This is a genomic window from Streptomyces sp. ATCC 21386, assembly GCF_018728545.1.
Classification (GTDB): Bacteria; Actinomycetota; Actinomycetes; order Streptomycetales; family Streptomycetaceae; genus Streptomyces.
Genome location: NZ_JAAVVL010000001.1, coordinates 9,316,951 through 9,331,502 on the forward strand (window position 1 = coordinate 9,316,951; position 14,552 = coordinate 9,331,502).

The following is a 14,552-nucleotide window of genomic DNA, read 5'->3' on the forward strand; positions in this document are numbered from 1 at the left end:
GCCGCCCCCCGTCCCCTCCCCGGCGGGCATGCTGAGGGAGTGAGCGAAGACGAGTTCCGTGCCGCGATGTCCCGACTGGCGGCGGGCGTGGTCCTGCTGACCGCGCACGAGGCGGCGCTGGATCCGGACGGGCCGCGCGGCGAGGACGTGGGCATGACGGCCACCTCCTTCATGTCCGTCTCCCTCGACCCGCCCCTCGTCCTGGTGAGCCTGCGCGAGGGCTCCCGCATGGACGACCTGCTCGCCGAGCAGCCCCGGTGGGCGGTCTCCGTCCTCTCGGACCACCAGCACACCGTCGCGGCACGCTTCGCCATGCGAAACCGCGTGAGCGACCGCCTCCTCTTCGACTCGATCCCCCACACCCGGGGCGAGGCGACCGGCGCGCCCCTGATCGACGGCGCCCTGGCCACCCTGGAGTGCCAGACGGAACAACGCGTCACCGCGGGCGACCACACCCTGGTCATCGGCAGAGTCCTGGCCGCGACCCTCCCGGGCCCGGACGCAGGCCCCCTCACCTACTTCCGCGGCCGCTACCGGCAGCTCTCCCAGTAGGCCGGGCCCCGGCCCTCAGCCCCAGTCCCGCCCCGACCGGCCCCGCTTCGTGTCCGAACGCTGCTTCTTCTCCCGCAGCCGACGCTCGTTGATCCCGCGCGGGATACGGGTCGCCCGGCGCGGCTTGGGCGGCGGCGCCGTCGCCTCCGCGAGCAGCGCGGCCAGCCGTACGGCGGCGGTCTCCCGGTTGCGCCACTGCGAACGGTGCTCGGAGGAGCGGACGCTGACCACCCCGTCGACGAGCCTCGACGCGAGCCGCTCCAGCGCCCGCGCCTTCCACACCTCGGGCAGCGCCTCGGTGTTCGCGAGGTCGAACCGCAGCTCGACCTGCGAGTCACTGGTGTTGACATGCTGTCCGCCGGGACCGGAGGACCGGGAGAAACGCCACATGAGCTCGGCCTCGGGAAGCGAGACGGAGCCACGGATGACGTAAGGACCGGACATGCCCCCATGGTCGCCCGGATGTCCGGTCCACGTCACGTCCTTTTCACCGCACCCGCACCGGTTCCACGGGTAAAGAAAGTAAAAACCGCTGGAACCTCTGGCGCCCCTCCCGACGTTCATAGGGGTACAGGTAGCTTCGTCCCCGGCACGAAGCCCGTATGGCACGTACGCAACGAGGGAAGGACTCCCAACCATGGCTGTAAGCCTGTCCAAGGGTGGCAACGTCTCGCTCACCAAGGAGGCTCCGGGCCTGACCGCCGTCACCGTGGGCCTCGGCTGGGACGTCCGCACCACCACCGGCACGGACTTCGACCTCGACGCCTCCGCGATCGCGGTCAACACGCAGGGCAAGGTCTACTCGGACGGCCACTTCGTCTTCTTCAACAACAAGCAGACCCCGGACCAGACCATCGTCCACACCGGCGACAACCGCACGGGCGAGGGCGCGGGCGACGACGAGGCGATCAACGTCAACCTGGCGGGCCTCCCCGCCGACGTCGACAAGATCGTCTTCCCGGTCTCCATCTACGACGCCGAGAACCGCTCGCAGAACTTCGGCCAGGTCCGCAACGCCTACATCCGTATCGTCAACCAGGCCGGCGGCGCCGAGATCGCCCGGTACGACCTCTCCGAGGACGCCGCCACCGAGACCGCCATGGTCTTCGGCGAGCTGTACCGCAACGGCGCGGAGTGGAAGTTCCGCGCGGTCGGCCAGGGCTACGCCTCGGGTCTGGTCGGCATCGCCCAGGACTTCGGCGTCAACGTCTGAGTCCCGCACCACCGCACGACCGCTCCACCGCTTCACCGAAGGCCCCGCCGGCGCACGGCGGGGCCTTCGGCCGTCATACGCGCCAGTCGGCGCAGTACTGGACGTGCAGCGAGGCGGGGACACGCCGCCGGTTCCGTATCCGGGACCAGGGCCCCGGGTCGAGTTCGACGCAGAAATGCCCCGCGCCGGGGTGCCGGTGCGGGAACGACGGCGCCTCGTCGACGAGCCCCCGCAGCGCGGCGCCCCGCTCGCGGAACGCGGTGGGGCTGCCCACGACGAACAGGGTGTGCGCCGCGATGTCGAAGGCGAGCTGGTCGCGGTACGAACGGTGGTGCCATCTCCCGTAGTCGATGGCGTCCTCGTCCGGGAAGTCCCGCTCCGGTGTCGCCGTGGTCTGGGGCCGACCGGCGTCGAGCCGGGACCGCACCTCCTTCCACGAGGCGGTCGGGAACCGCAGGCTGTGATGGACCAGGACCAGGTCCAGCGCGACGGGTTCGCCGTCGCCGCCGCTGCCGGCACCGTCGGGAACGGCCGCCGCCCGGAGCGGCAGATGGACCAGCGAGCGGGCGGACCGGGCGGCCAGCGCCCACAGGGCGACAAGCCGCTCCGCACCGGCCCGGTCGACGTACATCGACAGCCAGTGGTGGTCGTCGCGCAGCGCCAGCCGTGCCGCCGACGGGGTCGGCCGGATCACCCGGAACTCGTCGCCGCCCAGCCGCGCCCTGTGCACGCGCACGCGCTGTTCCACACGCCCCCTCCGCTCCCTGCGTATCCGGAGGAACTGTAGGCCCCCCGACGGGAACCCCGATCGGTAACGTGCGGGCATGCTGCTGCTCGAAACCCTCCGTACGGCCGCGGACGGAACCGTTCCCGGGCCCCTCCTCGCCGAACTCACCGCCCTGTACGCCTCCAACCGCGACTTCTACGCCCTGAGCGGTGACTTCCCGGACGCGAACGACATCCGTCCCGAACAGGTGGCCGCGGCCCTGTCGGTGGAACTGGCCAACCCGGATGTGGAGATCCTGCTCGCGAGGGAGGGCGCGGAGGATGGGGACGGCCCCGCCCCCCGGCGGCTCGTCGGGGTCGCCATCACCCTCGCGCGCCATCCCGATCCGGCCGACCCCGACCCGTGGATCGGGCTGCTGCTCGTCGACGCCGGGGCTCAGCGGCGGGGACACGGGCGCGAGTTGGCGACCCTCGTGGCAGAACGGTTCCGGCGGGCCGGGCGTACCGCCGTACGGCTGGCGGCGCTCGACAACAACCCCGGCGCCCTGGCGTTCTGGGCCTCCCTCGGCTACGAGGTCGTCGAACACCGCCGGGACCGCCAACTGGGGCGCCCGTGCACGGTGTTGCGCAAGGCGCTGAGCGAACCGTCGAGCGAGCCGCCGCGCCGATCGCGCCGGGCCGCGCGGATCGCCGTACTCGATCCGGAGGGTGCCGTCTTCCTCTTCCGGTACCTCGACGACGAGACGGGCCCGCACTGGGCCCTGCCCGGCGGCGGTCTGGAGGAAGGCGAGTCACCGCGCGAGGGCGCCCTGCGGGAGCTGCGCGAGGAGACGGGCTGGACGGACGTGGAGCCGGGCGCCTTCCTCTGCTCCTGGGAGCACGACTTCACCCGCGCCGGAGTCCGCGTCCGCCAGTACGACGACATCTATGTGGCCCGGGGCCCCCGCCGCGAGCCGGTCGGCGGCCTCCTCACCACCTCCCGCGCCGAGGAGGGCATCCTGACCTGGCGCTGGTGGACCCCCTCCGACCTGGCCGACCCGGCGGCCGAGCCCGTGTGGCCGCCGGAACTGCCCCGGCTGCTGGCGGAGCTCGAGGCGGCCGTCGACGCCGGGGACACCCCGCCGGCGCCGGCCGACGTCAGCGGAACCGGGCCGGCCTGACGACCGCTTCGCAGAGCCGTTTCCGTTCCTCCGGTCTTGGCCGGCGAAGATCCCCGCCATCAGTTGCACGACCGTCAGCAGAGCGAACCGCGCCGCGCGCTGCCCACCTTCCAACATTCCGCCCGCCTGACCTCGGCGGAGATGGATCACTTGAAAGCCGGTGGCCGGTCACGGCGGTGGGATCAAGCCGACGGAGGCTTTCCGTCCCCGTACAGCCAATCGTCCCAGACCGGCGTCAGATCCGCGCCCGGCGCCGCCTCCTCCGCGAACTTCTCCGCATACGCCGTGAAGTCGGCCGTGTCCGCGTTGCCGTGGCGGTGCGCGGCCGCCCAGCCCCGGATCAGCTCGAAGAAGGCGCCGTCGCCGACGGCCTCGCGGACCTTGTGCAGGACCATGGCGCCGCGTTCGTACACCGGGCTGTCGGAGATCCGGGCGGCGCTCGGCGGGCGCGCGGGCGGGAAGTCCCAGACGGCCTCGTTCGAGGCGGCGTCCGGGAAGTGGTCGCCCGCGTACAGCGCGTCGAAGATCTCCTGGGCGCTGTCACCCCCGTGGTCCTCCTCCCACAGCCACTCGGCGTACGTCGCGAACCCCTCGTTGAGCCACATGTCCCGCCAGCTCTTCGGGGTGACCGAGTCGCCGTACCACTGGTGGGCCAGTTCATGGACGAGGAGGGAGAGGTCGGGGGCACCGGGAAAGACGGGCCGGTTCTGGGTCTCCAGCGCGTACGCCGAGTCCTCCGGCCTGTCGACGATCGCCCCGGTCGAGGAGAAGGGATACGGACCGAAGTACCTCTCCGCCCATGCGACGACCTCGGGAATCCGCCCGAGCACGGCACGGCTGTCCTCGGCCTGGGACGGATCGACGGCGACGTACACGGGGAGCCGCCCCGAGCGCTCTCCTTCTCCCCCGCCCGCCGTCGAGCGCCGGATCTCGTACGTGCCGATCGCCAGCGTGGCCACGTAGCTCGCCATCGGTTCGGCGGTGCGCCAGGAGAAGGTCGTACGGCCGTCCTCGGTGGACTCCCGCCGCAGCTCCCCGTTGGAGACGGCGTGCAGGCCCTCGGGGACGGTGACCGTGAGGTCGTAGGCGGCCTTGTCGGACGGGTGGTGGTTGCCGGGGAACCAGGTCGTCGAGCCCGCCGGTTCGCCGAGCGCGAGGGCTCCGTCGGCGGTGGGCAGCCAGCCCTCGCGGGAGCCGTCGGGATCGGTGAGCGTCTCCGGGGCGCCGGAGTAGCGCACGGTCGTACGAAACGTCTCCCCCTCGTCGAGGCCGGCGTGCGCGGGGGTGACGGTCAGCTCCTGCCCGGCCCGCTTCCACCGCGCCGTCACACCGTCGACGGCGACGGACTCGACGTCCAGCCCCTTGAGGTCGAGGTTGAAGGAGGCGAGGTCCTGTGTCGCCCGTGCGGTGATGACGGCGGTGCCGCGCAGCGGGGCGTCCGCCTCGGGGTCGTAGGCGAGGGTGAGGGCGTAGTGGGCGGCGTCGTAGCCGCCGTTGCCGAGCCGGGGGAAGTAGGGGTCCCGGAGACCGGCGGAGCCCCGGGCCGCCCCGGCGTCGCCGCCCCCGGTGCACGAAGTGAGGGTCAGGGCCAGCGCGGCGGTGAGCAGGACGGCCGGGACAACCGGTGCGGATCGGGGCACGTCGGCGATCCTATGAGGACATGGCACCATCGCCTACGTGCTCGACATCGGCTACGCCCTCTCCAACCGCTTCCCGGACCCGCCGCAGACGGACTACCGCCGGGCCGACGTGTACGCGCTGCGGCACGACCTGTTCTGCGGTGACGTCTACCTCGCCGACACGAAGGCGGACCGGGAGCTGTCCACAGCCTGGGGATGGGTGCCGGTGCTGGACTTCGCGTGGGCGCTGTGCGACATCGTGGAACAGCTCGACCAGGACCCCGCGGGGTCCCGCGCCTCCCGGCCCCAGTACGCGGAACTCGACTTCACCGAGTCCACGGACCGGATGCTCTTCGAGCGCCGCTTCGGGTGGGTGGACGTCGAGGCCGACTGGATGCCAGCGGAGGAGGCCCCGCTCACCTTCTCCCACGCCGAACTCCGCCGCGAGGCCCGCGACTTCCTCCACGACGTCATCGCCGACCTGTGCGATCTGCACGACGCGCTCGCCGAGAATCCGGCGATCTGGACGTTGCAGGCGCGGTTTCCCCGGGTGCCGTAGGGGTTTTGGGCGGCGAGCTTCGTCCGCGGGTGTGTGGAGCTTCTCGCGCAGTTCCCCGCGCCCCTGAAAAAGCGGGGCTACGCCCCTGCTTTTTCGGCCCGAAAGGGCCGCGCGAGACGCCCCACCGGACCCGCACCCGTCAACGCACCCGAACCCCCGAGCTATCAGGCGCCCCGCGCAACACCCCCCTCACCCCTCCACCCGAATCCCCATCTCTGCCGCCAGCACCGGCGCCAGATCCATCAACTGCGCCGCACTGATCACGGCCCCCGACAACCGCCCCACCCCCCGAGCGATCTCCACCGACGCGGCCTCCCGCAGATCCACGTCCACCAGGCTCACCCCACTCAGGTCGGCCCCCTTCACCGCACACCCCACAAACGCGACCCGCTCCAGCCGCGCACCCCCGAAGTCCGGCTCGACCAGCACACAGTCCTCGAACACGACATCCTTGAGCCGCGCCTCCCGCAGATTCAGGAAGTCGATCTTCCCCCCGCGCACCAGCACCCGCTCCAGCACGGCCCCGTGCAGCTGCACCCCACCCAGCCGAGCCTCCACCACCTCGACATCCCGCAACGTCGCCTCGGACAGGTCCGTCCCGACGCCCCGTATCCCCGTGAGGACGGAGTCGAGCACCCGCGCCCGGTGCAGCCGTGTCTCGTCCAGCGCGCACCCCGTCAGCGCGCAGTCCATGAACCGCGCACCCCCGCCGTCCTGCCCGACGAAGTCCTCCTCCCGGAACTCCAGCCCGTCGTAGTCCCCGTCGGGCTCCAACTCCCCGCCCGCGTACGCCTCCAGCACCGGCAACCGCACCTCCGGCCGCCGCGCCGCCTTCACCACCGAACTCGCCCGCACCATGCCCCCATCGTGCACCTCACCACTGACAATCCCCCCGAACACGCCCCGACCCCGACGCCTGCCCCCGACCGATGTCACGTCCCGGCGTCCCCGATCCGTCGTACCCGCGGCCAGCCGCGCGACCGCGCGACCGCACACCGACCCGAGGGAGCCAGCCATGCACGCCACCCGACCCCCCGTCCACACCCCCACCCACACCCCGACCCCCCTCACCGTCATCGGCGGCGGCTTCGCCGGCCTCACCGCGGCGATCACCGCCGCCGAGGCGGGCGCGCGGGTCACCCTGTACGAGACGCACCACACCCTCGGCGGCCGGGCCCGCACCGCGGAGGGCCCGTACCGGACGAACGAGGGACCGCACGCCCTGTACAACGGCGGCCCGCACTGGACCTGGCTCGCCCAGCGGGGCCTGATCGGCCCGCTCGCGCCCCTCCCTCCCCTGGAGGCCGCCCGGCTGCGCCTGCACCACCGGGGCGCGCTGCGCCGCACCCCGCCGTTCGCGATGCTCAAGCTGCTCCGCCCGCGCCGTGGCCGTACGGGCGGGAACGCGCCCGTGGATGTCGACTTCCTCACCTGGGCGACCGAACAGGCCGGTGAGGAGGCCGCACGCGCCGCGGCCAACTACTCGGCGGTGGCGCTGTTCCACCACGACCCGGGCTCCCTGTCCGCCGCGTTCGTGCAGGAACGGCTGCGCCGGGCGACGAAGCTGCCCCCGGAGGCGCACTACCCGCGCGGCGGCTGGGCGAGCGTGATCGACCGGATGGCGGCCCGCGCCTGGAACCTCGGCGTCCGGATGGAGACCCGCAGCCGCGTCGACTCCCTCGACGCCCTCACCGGCACCGGCACCGGGGCAGGAGCCGGGACCGGGACCGGGGCAGGAGCCGGGACCGGGACCGGGACCGGCCCGATCATCGTCGCCACTTCCCTCGACGCCGCCCGCCGACTGCTCGGGGACGACTCGCTGACCTGGCCGAGCGGCCGTACGGCACTGCTCGATCTCGCCCTGCGCACCCGCCGCGGCGACCCGTTCGCGGTCTCCGACCTGGACGCGCCCGGCTGGATCGAACGGTTCACGGCCCAGGACCGCACGCTGGCCCCGGCCGGCGAGCAGTTGCTCCAGGGACAGTTCCCGATCGGTCCGCAGGAGTCCCGGGCGGACGGCGTCGCCCGCGCCGAGCACCTGCTCGACCTGGGCTTCCCCGGCTGGCGGGACCGCGTCACCTGGCGGCGCGAGGCGACCGCCAACGGCCGTACGGGCGCCGTCGATCCGGTCGGCAGCACCTGGCGCGACCGCCCGGCCGTGGACCGGGGCGACGGCGTGTACCTCGCGGGCGACCAGGTCGCGGCGCCGGGGGTGCTCTCGGAGGTGTCGTTCAACAGCGCCCTCGCGGCCGTCTCGCTGGCGCTCGGCAGGCGGTCGAGGAACACCCTTGACCTCAAGCATGCTTGAGGTCCGAGGCTGGGGTCCATCGAGCGATACCAGGCGCCGCGCCGCGCGAGAACGACATCGCCCAAGGGGGCCCTCCATGCACGCCATCCGTCTGCACGCCTTCGGCCCGGCCGAGAACCTGACGTACGAGAAGGTCGCGGACCCCGAGCCCGGACCCGGCCAGGTCCGCCTCGTGCAGTACGCCAAGAACGCGGGCGCCACGGTCGTCGGCCTCGCCGGCGGCCCCGCGAAGACGGCCCGGGTGGCGGCCGACGGCGCCGACCTCGCCGTCGACTACACCGATCCGGCCTGGCCGGAGAAGGTCGCGGCGTACCGGGGGAAGGCCACGATCGTCTTCGACGGGGTCGGCGGGACGACGGCGCGCGAGTCCGTCGCCCTGCTCGCCCCCGGCGGCAGGCACCTGATCTTCGGCTGGTCGGCGGACGGGATCAAGGACGGCGGCCCCTACGTCGTGGAGGGCGTCTCGCGGACGGTCCTCGGCCAGGAGATGCTCAGCCGGGCCGACGGCCCCGACCCCCTGCGCACCCTCGAACTCCGCGCCCTCGCCGAGGCCGCCGCCGGCCGCCTCACCCCGGCCGTCCACCGCTTCCCGCTCGCCGAGGCCGCCACCGCCCACCGCGCCCTGGAGAACCGGGGCACCACCGGCAAGGTCGTGCTGGAGCCGTGACCGCCTCCACCAAGCGCCCCAGGACCACCGAGGTCACGAGCACCGGGACGCCCCCGACCCCCGCCGCTGGTGGGCCCTCGCCGTCATCGCGCTCGCGCAGCCGAGGATGATCCTCGACGCAACGGTCGCGAGCGGGGAGGTACGCGCCCTACCGCCCCGCCACCCGGTCCGCCCACCGCGCCAACCGGGACGACTCCCCGCTGTTCGACACGGCTTCGCGGCGGTCGGCGGCGCGGTAGGTCGCGTACATTCCCTGCACGCCCAGCCAACGGAACGGCTCCGGCTCCCACTTGCGCACCCGGTGGTTCACCCAGGGCAGCGAGGTCAGCCCGGTGGCGCCGCCCTGCCCCGAGTCCCGCCGGACCAGGTCGCGGAGCGTCCGGGCGGCGAGGTTGGTGGTGGCCACACCGGAGCCGACGTAACCGCCGGCCCAGCCGAGCCCCGTCGCCCGGTCGAGGGTGACCGTGGCACACCAGTCGCGGGGCACCCCCAGCACACCGGACCAGGCGTGGTCGACCTCGACGCCGGTCAGCGAGGGGAAGAACCGGACGAGGATCTCGTACAGCGCCTCGATCGTCGCCGGCTGCGTCCGCCCGTCGTTGTCGGTCCGCGACCCGAACCGGTACGGCACCCCGCGCCCGCCGAGCGCGATCCGGTCGTCGGCCGTGCGCTGGGCGTACATATAGGCGTGCGCCATGTCGCCGAGCGTCTCGCGGCCCGCCCAGCCGATCTCCGCCCACTGCCCGGCCGTCAGCGGCTCGGTGGCGATCATCGAGGAGTTCATCGGCAGCCAGGTCCGCTTCTGTCCTTTGAGGTTCGCCGTGAACCCCTCCGTGCAGCGCAGCACATAGGGCGCCCGGACCGTGCCGTACGGCGTGACCGCGTGCCCCGCACGGATCTCGGTGACCGGCGTCAGCTCGTGCACGACGACCCCCATCGTCTCCACGACAGCCGCCAGCCCGGTCACCAGCTTCACCGGGTTCAACCGCGCCCCGTGCGGCGTCCAGGTCGACCCCACTGCGTCGGCGACCCTGATCCGCTCGGCCGTCTCCCGGGCGCCGTACAGCTCGCGGTCGTCCTCCCCGTACGCCAGCTCATGCTCGTGGAAGGCCTTCAGCCGCGCCAACTGCGCGGGCGTACAGGCGACTTCGAGCACGCCCCCCTGGTGGACGTCCGCCTCGACGCCCTCCTCCGCCGCGACCCGTACGACCTCCTCGACGGTCTCGTTCATGGCCCGCTGCAACCGCACGGCGGCGTCCCGCCCGTGCAGGCGCGCGTAACGGTCACGCCCGGCGATCCCGTTGTAGAGCCAGCCGCCGTTGCGCCCCGAGGCCCCGTACCCGCAGAATTTCTGCTCCAGGACGGTGATCCGCAGCGAAGGGTCGGCCTTCTTCAGGTAGTAGGCCGTCCACAGCCCTGTGTATCCACCCCCGACGATCACCACATCGACCGCCGCGTCCCCGGCCAACGGCTCCCTCGGCACGGGGAGTCCGGCCTGCGCGTACCAGAAGGAGATCCCGCCGTTGACGGTGCCGGCGGTCGCGTCCGGGGTGCTCTGCGAGCTGCTCATGGCCGGACGCTAACCCCTGCCGGCGGGCCCTGTCTTCTACGGATTCCGTGGTGTACGGGCGCTTTCGGGCCGGAAATCCAAAGGACTCGTGGCCGGGGCGCGCGTAGGGTCGGCCGCATGATCGATGTTCCGGAGGAACTGGCCGAGACTCAGGAAGAGATCAACGGAGAAGCGGGCCGCAGATTCATCGCGAACCTCCCGCACCTGACCGCCGAGTTCCTGGACCGCTGGGGCCTGCGCCTCGACGGCAGCCCTATGCACGGCATGTGCGCGCTGATCCTGCCGGTGGTCCGCACGGCCGACGCCACCCCGGCGGTGCTCAAGCTCCAGATCCTCGACGCCGAGAGCGAGGGCGAACCGATCGCCCTGCGCGTCTGGAACGGCGACGGGGCCGTACGGCTCCTGGACCACGATCCCGACACGGGCACCATGCTGCTCGAACGCCTCGACCCGGCCCGCATGCTCTCCCACGAGCCGGACACCCACCAGGCCGTCGAGGTCATCGCCCACCTCCTGGCCCACCTGACCGCCACTTCGGCCCCACCGGCCGTACGCCGCCTAGGCGACATCGCCACGGACATGCTGGAGCGCACCCCCGCGGTCCTGGCCCGCATCCCGGACCCCACCGACCGCCGCCTGATCGCGGACTGCGCGGCGGCGCTCCGCGAGGTCATGACCGAACCCGGCGACCGCCTCCTCCACTGGGACCTGCACTTCGACAACGTCCTGGCCGCCGACCGCGCCCCCTGGCTGGCCATCGACCCCAAGCCCCTGGCGGGCGACCCCGGCTTCGACCTCTGGCCGGCCCTCAACAACCGCTTCGACCCGGCCGACGTCCACTGGCGCTTCGACGCGATGACGGAAATCCTGGCCCTGGACCGCGAACGGGCGAGGTCCTGGACCCTCGCCCGCCTCCTCCAGAACGCGCTCTGGGAGATCGAGGAGAACCGCACCCTCGACCCCGACGACCTGGAACTGGGCCGACGGCTCCGCTGACCCGCCCTCGCCGAGCGGGGCGGTGGACTCGGCCGGACTCAGCGCCAGTCGTCGATCACGTAGGCGTCCGGCCGGCTGTAGCCGGGTTCGTTGGGCCTGTGCATGGTCACGCCTTGCAGCCAGGTACGGAACCCGCGGTCGACCATGCGCCGATAGGCGTCCTCGCGGGCCAGATTCATCCCGGCGTCCAACTGCCCCAGGCCCCTCTCGACGGCCAGTTGCTCGCACGCGTCCAGCAGCCGCTCGAATCGCTCCGCTCCGTCCGGCCCCGGGCGTACGGCGCCGAACTTGACGAAGCACACGTCCTCACCGGCCTCCGACCCCGCTCCGCAGTGGCAGACGGCCAGACCGTCGAGGTCGGAGCCGGCGCCCTGGAGCAGGACGGTGTCACCGAGCCCCTGCGCCTGTGTGGCCATGATCTCGCGCTCCAGGTCCAGGCCCTCGTACACGGCCCCCGTCAGTGCGCGGCCGAGGCTCAGCGCGTCTTGCCGCTCGGCGGCGGTCAAGTCGCCGTACAGCGCGCGGCCGGGCACCGCGGCACTGACGGTGACCTGCTTCTTCATGATGGCGGTGAGGAATCGGGGCCAGAAGCCGTACCGGCGGTAGAGCTCCAGGTGCTTGGGACTGTGCGAGAAGGTGAACAGGCCGAGGTGACGGTTCTCCCAGCTGTCGAAGCGGGCCATGACCGGTTCCATCAGACGTCTGCCGATGCCCTGGTCCCACAGCTCCGGACGTACGGTCAGCGGGCCGAAGTACCCGACGCTGCCCCAGTCGGCGGCGAAGTTCGATCCGACGACCTCGCCCTCGACGGTCGCCGCGAAGGCCGCGTGCGGGTCCGCCGCCCAGCGGGTGCGGACATAGTCGGCGGACCCGAAGAACGTCGCCGGCTCGGGGACCCCGAGAAAGGTCCCGAAGGCGACCCGGAAGATCTCGTCGGCCCGATCCAGATCCGACTCGACCAGCGGCCGGACCGACACCGAGGCGACGCCATGAGTGCGCTGCGCTGAGGGCATGATCGCTCTCCTTTCCGCCCCCACTCCCATCGCACCACGGCCACGCACCCCGGGCGAGCGACGGATCCCCCCGCCCTTCCGCCACCACCCCCACTCAACGCAAAACCCCAGGCCGGACAGCAACCGGCCTGGGGCATGATCAGAGCCCCCTGTCGGATTCGAACCGACGACCTACGCATTACAAGTTGTCCGATCTTGGTCCGGGGGTATCCGTGGGCGTCCGGGAAACGGGTTCAGGGACTGGTCAGCGCGGGTGCACGGACCCCGCCGGACGGCAGTGGACGATGCCGGATCGGGCGGCAACTGAGACCACCGCTGAGACCACAGATGGAACTGGGCCCGCCGTGGCGTCGTCGCCACGACGGCTTTCAAACGGATCTCAGGGCTGCCCGCAGGATGGCCACACGAGTACGAGCGTTGCTTCCCAGCCTTTGGGGAGAGAGGTACGTGCCACCGGTAGCGGGACATGACCCACCTGAGGGCTTACGCCGTGGGCACGCATCAGCATTGGCTATTGCAGACACTCCGTCAGACGCACCACATCCGGCGTACCATGCCGGTGCTGGATCTTCGCTGGAGCCGGGGGACATCGTGACGCAGAGCCGCATTCGCACCGTCTCGTTCTTTGAAGTGGTCAGAGGCAAAGATGATCACAATCCCCGAATGGATCCGGTGGACTGGCAGGACGCCCTGGACGGATTGATGCACAGGCAGCCCGCCCTCAGGACATTCACTTCACCCGATGGCGACACATATATTGGCGAATCCGTCGCGTACTCCAATCAAATGCACCTGATCGTTGGACGAATCGGTGCCGGGAACATGCAGACCGTAGACTTAGACCACGGACATATCGAAGAGCTTCGCCTCGAAGGAAACCGTGGCTTCATTGACACCACCACTGTCTGCTTTCTCGACTACGCCAACATCATCGGAATCATGCATGGAAATCAGGCGGCACCTAGGTCATCCGCGATCCAGCGCTGGATGAACGCGTGCGGGATGATTACAGAAGATGTCGCACTGTGGCCCGTCATCTCCAAGGGCGTCTGGGAAAAGCTACAGAACGCATCAGCCGTTCATAACGTAGAGTTCACTTTCCGCCCGAATCCTGCTTTCATGCCTCAGGAGGGAGTCTCACTCTTCGGTTTCAGCAGAGAGTCAGGAGAACGATATGCAGACAATCGCATAACCATTAAGGTCGAGGTCCCTAAACGAGGTAGCGGCCCAACCTCAAGAGCGCGCGGGCAGAGAAGGCTACAGGATGATGCGGTGCGCATTGTTTCTGGTCTCGGCTACCTTGTCGGCCCTAGCGGCATTGACCGTGCTCGCGCATTGGTGACATCCCCTACCGAGGACGGCCATTTCAAGGAAGAAGCCCTTGATTTCCTCAAACACCACGTGACAGCCAAAAAGCGCGTGGAGTTCCGGGACGAGGAGTCGCGACCACGCCATGCAGCGGCGGTGCAAGCCATCATGGAAGCGGCACAAGAGCACAGAAGCGACCTCAGAGCCGCTGTCAGTGGGTAGGGCTATCGTGCACCTATCGACAGTGGGGGGTAGACGATGCTGCGACCAGGGACTGTTCGGAGCCGCCTAGGGAGCGTGTGGAGTGAGCGACCAGCCATCGACTGGTGGCTCGCCATTCTCGCCATTTCTGTTCACTTAACTTGGACGCACTTCTCCATTTCATCCTCGATATTTGAGAACATCCCTGACGACCGCCGTGGCGATATTTATATGACATCAGCCTCGGTGTCTGCACTTATCGGCGGTTTTGGCACGGCGGCCATCAGTCAGTACGCAACAGCCAATGGCCGAAGGATGCTAGAACTACGTCGCCGCTTCGGAGTAAGACTGCGCAAGAATTGGTCTGGCATCCTGATTTCAATGCTTGCAGTTTCCGGAGGATCTTTGCTTGCATTGATGCGAGACAACGCAAAGAACGTGGGTGCAATCGGCTGGCTAGTCGAAACCCTTCTCATCCTTGGCTGCCTTAGATCACTGAGGCTTGTCTGGCTATTTAGCATGCTGATCGATATGGCGGATGCTGATGTAACTGAACCTCAAAGGTCGCCCGCGATTCGAGTAGCGAACCCGACAAGAAATATTCCTCCGCAATGACTCTGACGATGCCGGTCGGCCTTTTCCTCATGCGCCGACCGGCAG

15 protein-coding genes are annotated in these 14,552 nt (G+C 70.5%); 9 read left to right on the top strand and 6 right to left on the bottom strand.

The window, feature by feature from the left end; genetic code table 11:
• Positions 1–39: 39 nt before the first annotated feature.
• Positions 40–552 carry a flavin reductase family protein gene (locus tag GWK25_RS39875; RefSeq protein WP_215456365.1) on the top strand — a complete coding sequence of 171 codons (513 nt, stop codon included), beginning with the start codon at positions 40–42 and terminating at the stop codon, positions 550–552.
• Between the two features lie 15 nt (positions 553–567).
• On the opposite strand, the gene arfB is transcribed toward GWK25_RS39875, so the two are convergent.
• Positions 568–996: an alternative ribosome rescue aminoacyl-tRNA hydrolase ArfB gene (arfB, locus tag GWK25_RS39880; RefSeq protein WP_215456366.1), complete on the bottom strand. Its 429-nt coding sequence runs from the start codon at positions 994–996 to the stop codon at positions 568–570.
• Positions 997–1,189: 193 nt separating this feature from the next.
• On the opposite strand from arfB, the gene GWK25_RS39885 reads away from it, so the two are divergent.
• The gene (locus tag GWK25_RS39885) at positions 1,190–1,765 is read left to right on the top strand and encodes a TerD family protein (RefSeq protein ID WP_119103030.1); all 576 of its coding nucleotides are present in this window, start codon (positions 1,190–1,192) and stop codon (positions 1,763–1,765) included.
• Positions 1,766–1,838: 73 nt separating this feature from the next.
• Here the strand turns inward: GWK25_RS39885 and GWK25_RS39890 are convergent, their stop codons facing one another.
• Positions 1,839–2,501 carry a hypothetical protein gene (locus tag GWK25_RS39890; protein WP_308404438.1) on the bottom strand — a complete coding sequence of 221 codons (663 nt, stop codon included), beginning with the start codon at positions 2,499–2,501 and terminating at the stop codon, positions 1,839–1,841.
• A 91-nt stretch (positions 2,502–2,592) separates the two neighbouring features.
• On the opposite strand from GWK25_RS39890, the gene GWK25_RS39895 reads away from it, so the two are divergent.
• Complete coding sequence (locus tag GWK25_RS39895; protein ID WP_374200718.1) at positions 2,593–3,651, top strand: GNAT family N-acetyltransferase; 1,059 nt, start codon at positions 2,593–2,595, stop codon at positions 3,649–3,651.
• 182 nt (positions 3,652–3,833) lie between these two features.
• Here GWK25_RS39895 and GWK25_RS39900 read toward each other — a convergent pair whose 3' ends face one another.
• Positions 3,834–5,321: a M1 family metallopeptidase gene (locus GWK25_RS39900; protein WP_215456369.1), complete on the bottom strand. Its 1,488-nt coding sequence runs from the start codon at positions 5,319–5,321 to the stop codon at positions 3,834–3,836.
• Between the two features lie 7 nt (positions 5,322–5,328).
• Here GWK25_RS39900 and GWK25_RS39905 point away from each other — a divergent pair, with 7 nt between their 5' ends.
• Positions 5,329–5,829 (top strand): hypothetical protein, encoded by a 501-nt coding sequence (locus GWK25_RS39905; protein WP_215456370.1) that lies wholly within the window; start codon positions 5,329–5,331, stop codon positions 5,827–5,829.
• Between the two features lie 189 nt (positions 5,830–6,018).
• Here the strand turns inward: GWK25_RS39905 and GWK25_RS39910 are convergent, their stop codons facing one another.
• Positions 6,019–6,687 carry a pentapeptide repeat-containing protein gene (locus GWK25_RS39910; RefSeq protein ID WP_215456371.1) on the bottom strand — a complete coding sequence of 223 codons (669 nt, stop codon included), beginning with the start codon at positions 6,685–6,687 and terminating at the stop codon, positions 6,019–6,021.
• Between the two features lie 157 nt (positions 6,688–6,844).
• Here GWK25_RS39910 and GWK25_RS39915 point away from each other — a divergent pair, with 157 nt between their 5' ends.
• Both GWK25_RS39915 and GWK25_RS39920 read left to right on the top strand, forming a co-directional pair.
• Complete coding sequence (locus GWK25_RS39915) at positions 6,845–8,137, top strand: FAD-dependent oxidoreductase (RefSeq protein ID WP_215456372.1); 1,293 nt, start codon at positions 6,845–6,847, stop codon at positions 8,135–8,137.
• Between the two features lie 76 nt (positions 8,138–8,213).
• A complete protein-coding gene (locus GWK25_RS39920; RefSeq protein WP_215456373.1) occupies positions 8,214–8,804 on the top strand; it encodes a zinc-binding dehydrogenase in 591 nt (196 codons plus the stop codon).
• Positions 8,805–8,952: 148 nt separating this feature from the next.
• On the opposite strand, the gene GWK25_RS39925 is transcribed toward GWK25_RS39920, so the two are convergent.
• On the bottom strand, positions 8,953–10,374 hold the full coding sequence (locus tag GWK25_RS39925) for an FAD-binding oxidoreductase (RefSeq protein WP_215456374.1): 1,422 nt from the start codon (positions 10,372–10,374) through the stop codon (positions 8,953–8,955).
• Between the two features lie 117 nt (positions 10,375–10,491).
• Here GWK25_RS39925 and GWK25_RS39930 point away from each other — a divergent pair, with 117 nt between their 5' ends.
• Positions 10,492–11,370 carry an aminoglycoside phosphotransferase family protein gene (locus tag GWK25_RS39930; protein WP_215456375.1) on the top strand — a complete coding sequence of 293 codons (879 nt, stop codon included), beginning with the start codon at positions 10,492–10,494 and terminating at the stop codon, positions 11,368–11,370.
• A gap of 38 nt (positions 11,371–11,408) precedes the next feature.
• Here the strand turns inward: GWK25_RS39930 and GWK25_RS39935 are convergent, their stop codons facing one another.
• Positions 11,409–12,383, bottom strand: coding sequence for a GNAT family N-acetyltransferase (locus tag GWK25_RS39935; RefSeq protein ID WP_215456376.1), 975 nt, complete (start codon positions 12,381–12,383; stop codon positions 11,409–11,411).
• Positions 12,384–12,974: 591 nt separating this feature from the next.
• Here GWK25_RS39935 and GWK25_RS39940 point away from each other — a divergent pair.
• Together GWK25_RS39940 and GWK25_RS39945 are read left to right on the top strand one after the other, a co-directional pair.
• Positions 12,975–13,913 (top strand): hypothetical protein, encoded by a 939-nt coding sequence (locus GWK25_RS39940; protein ID WP_215456377.1) that lies wholly within the window; start codon positions 12,975–12,977, stop codon positions 13,911–13,913.
• A 75-nt stretch (positions 13,914–13,988) separates the two neighbouring features.
• Positions 13,989–14,507 (top strand): hypothetical protein, encoded by a 519-nt coding sequence (locus GWK25_RS39945; RefSeq protein WP_215456378.1) that lies wholly within the window; start codon positions 13,989–13,991, stop codon positions 14,505–14,507.
• Positions 14,508–14,552 lie beyond the last annotated feature (45 nt).

Coding starts and splice junctions, on each gene's coding strand:
- GWK25_RS39935 (WP_215456376.1), bottom strand. CDS start 12,383: ATGCCCTCAGCGCAGCGCACTCATGGCGTCGCCTCGGTGTCGGTCCGG.
- GWK25_RS39915 (WP_215456372.1), top strand. CDS start 6,845: ATGCACGCCACCCGACCCCCCGTCCACACCCCCACCCACACCCCGACC.
- GWK25_RS39930 (WP_215456375.1), top strand. CDS start 10,492: ATGATCGATGTTCCGGAGGAACTGGCCGAGACTCAGGAAGAGATCAAC.
- arfB (WP_215456366.1), bottom strand. CDS start 996: ATGTCCGGTCCTTACGTCATCCGTGGCTCCGTCTCGCTTCCCGAGGCC.
- GWK25_RS39920 (WP_215456373.1), top strand. CDS start 8,214: ATGCACGCCATCCGTCTGCACGCCTTCGGCCCGGCCGAGAACCTGACG.
- GWK25_RS39910 (WP_215456371.1), bottom strand. CDS start 6,687: ATGGTGCGGGCGAGTTCGGTGGTGAAGGCGGCGCGGCGGCCGGAGGTG.
- GWK25_RS39925 (WP_215456374.1), bottom strand. CDS start 10,374: ATGAGCAGCTCGCAGAGCACCCCGGACGCGACCGCCGGCACCGTCAAC.
- GWK25_RS39900 (WP_215456369.1), bottom strand. CDS start 5,321: ATGGTGCCATGTCCTCATAGGATCGCCGACGTGCCCCGATCCGCACCG.
- GWK25_RS39885 (WP_119103030.1), top strand. CDS start 1,190: ATGGCTGTAAGCCTGTCCAAGGGTGGCAACGTCTCGCTCACCAAGGAG.